Genomic DNA, 1,650 nt, shown 5'->3' with positions numbered 1-1,650 from the left:
CCCACATTCTCCAAGTAAGTCGCTGATTTCGCTGTCGTAATCGTGATATTTCGCATATAAATCATGGCGTTGACGGCTGCGAGGGGCGCGTTTCATGGATCACCTGGAGGGTGCGGGCTTGGCGCGGGGAGATCGGGTTGATTTCGACCGCCGTGTGCGTCTGGAGTTCCGTGGTGCGCAGATCAGTTCAGACGGTGGCCTGCTGGTGATGCGCGAGCTTGATGACGTGCTCGGCCTGTCCAATCTGGCGTCGGAGGCGCTGCGAGACAGCCGCACCGGGAAGAACACGCTCCATCGGCTTGACGGATTGTTCCGGCAATCGGTGTTCGGACGACTGGCCGGATACGAGGATGTGAACGATGCCGACCGCTTGGCCCTCGATCCCGTGATGCGTCAGGTCGTTGGCGGCAGGGCCGTCGAGGCGCAAGCTGCTTCGGCATCGCAGATGGGACGGTTCGAGACCGAGACGCTGGCTCTGGCCGCGAACCGGGCGGCGCTGGCCGATCTGAACGGCCAATGGATCGACCGGTTTCATGACCGCAACGGGTTGAAATACATCGTGCTGGACATGGACAGCTCGGTCAGCCCCACCCACGGCGATCAGGAAGGTGCTGCCTGGAACGGGCATTTCGACTGCACCTGCTATCACCCCATCTTCTTGTTCAACCAGTTTGGCATGCTGGAGCGCTGCGCCCTGCGTAACGGCAATGTCCACAGCGCCGATGGCTGGCGGGATGTCCTTGATCCCGTCATTGCCCGATATGCTGGCCGCGACCTTGGTGGACGCTTCTTCCGGGCCGACGCTGCCTACGCGATCCCCGCGATCTATATGCGGCTGGAAGAAGCCAGGTTCTTCTACGCCATCCGTCTGCCCGCCAACGCCGTCTTGCGCGAGAAGATCGCGCATCGGCTGACACGGCCCGTGGGACGGCCTTCGCTGACCAAGGTCAAACGGTTCTTCGAGGACTTCGAGTATCAGGCGGCGTCCTGGGACAAGCCGCGCCGCGTCATCGCCAAGATCGAATGGCATCCGGGCGAGCTGTTCCCCAAAGTCGGCTTCATCGTCACCAACCTGCCGATGGAGCCAGACTGGGTGGTGAGGTTCTACAACCAGCGCGGCACCGCAGAGCAGCACATCAAGGAAGGCAAATATGCCTTTCGCTGGACGCGGCTGTCATGCCGGAAGTTCCGGCACAACGAGGTGCGGCTGCAACTGCACGCGCTGGCCTACAACCTGGCAACCTTCCTGCGCTGCATCGAACTGCCCGAGGCCATGGCGGACTGGTCGTTGACCAGCCTGCAACTCAAGCTGATCAAGATCGGCGCCCGCGTCGTCCGCCACGCCCGCGCCATTACCTTCCAGTTGGCCGAGGTCGCCGTCACCGGCCCGATGGTGCGGGCCGTCCTTGCCGCCATCCGCCGTCTTCGAACGCCTCCGTCATGCGCATGACCACGATCCATGCCCAAGCTGAACGAAAGCGGCAGGACAGGTCCGTCTGCCGCGCGGAAAAGCGGCTCTGCCGGGCCAGAATGCTGCGGGTTCGAGGCTTGATCCACCCGACTTCGGCCGTTTGCGCGACGACAGACACCGCTCGGGGCGAAAAACGCTTGCCCAGCGAGCAAAATCAGGCGATCTTGAAGTCAAGCGGC

The 1,650-nt window shown here is 62.7% G+C and carries 2 protein-coding genes; both read left to right on the top strand.

Features of this window, described 5'->3' with window-relative positions:
• Positions 1–94 precede the first annotated feature (94 nt).
• The gene (locus ACODTJ_RS29140; RefSeq protein WP_012112698.1) at positions 95–1,450 is read left to right on the top strand and encodes an IS1380-like element ISPme1 family transposase; all 1,356 of its coding nucleotides are present in this window, start codon (positions 95–97) and stop codon (positions 1,448–1,450) included.
• On the top strand, positions 1,447–1,650 hold a 204-nt coding region (locus tag ACODTJ_RS29135; RefSeq protein WP_488851712.1), incomplete at its 3' end, for a hypothetical protein. The genes ACODTJ_RS29140 and ACODTJ_RS29135, both read left to right, overlap by 4 nt.

Source organism: Allobosea sp. FG18, from assembly GCF_057809495.1.
This window is presented reverse-complemented; position numbering and strand designations above follow the sequence as displayed.